Below are 634 nucleotides of genomic sequence, written 5' to 3' on the forward strand. Positions count from 1 at the left end.
TGTAACTCCAAAATAGAAATGTCCGGTTTCTCCAAAGTAAAAATGTCCGCTTTTAGAATATGCACTTTTGCAATTTCGTTAGCGGACGGTTTGATATGTTGGTGTCTATGTCGGATAAAGAACTTAAACGATTGTCGGTCTTGCAGGAAATCTGCGATCAACGCATAACTCAATCCCAGGCTGCTCAGCTACTTCATATTTCAGAACGTCAGATCAGACGCTTACTGCAGAAATACAAAGCTCAAGGTCCCGCTGCATTAGCCCATGCCGGTCGTGGCCAAATCAGCAATTCCAAACTTCCTGAAGAACTCAGACTCAAGTGCCTCAATATTGTTTCTGACCAACTCCATGGTTTCGGACCCACTTTAGCGCATGAAAAGCTCACCACCGTACATGGATTCGATCTTTCAGTAGAAACCCTGCGTTCCTGGATGATTGCAGCTGACTTATGGATTCCTCGATCCAAGCGCCTGAAACGCCCGTATCAGCCTCGTTACAACCGGGATTGCTTTGGTGAACTGATCCAAATTGATGGCTCATATCATGACTGGTTTGAAGGACGCGCTGCTAAATGCTGTCTGCTGGTGTTTATCGATGATGCTACAGGAAAATTGCAGCATTTACGCTTCTGTGA

General features: G+C 45.3%; 1 protein-coding gene. It reads left to right on the forward strand.

Going from position 1 to position 634, the window contains the following annotated elements; all coding sequences use genetic code 11:
- Positions 1-107 precede the first annotated feature (107 nt).
- Positions 108-634, forward strand: a 527-nt coding sequence (locus HHA42_RS13380; RefSeq protein ID WP_168526874.1) for a helix-turn-helix domain-containing protein, incomplete at its 3' end; no start/stop codon positions are given.

Origin of the sequence: Acinetobacter sp. A3 (assembly GCF_012371415.1) — a bacterium.
GTDB lineage: Bacteria > Pseudomonadota > Gammaproteobacteria > Pseudomonadales > Moraxellaceae > Acinetobacter.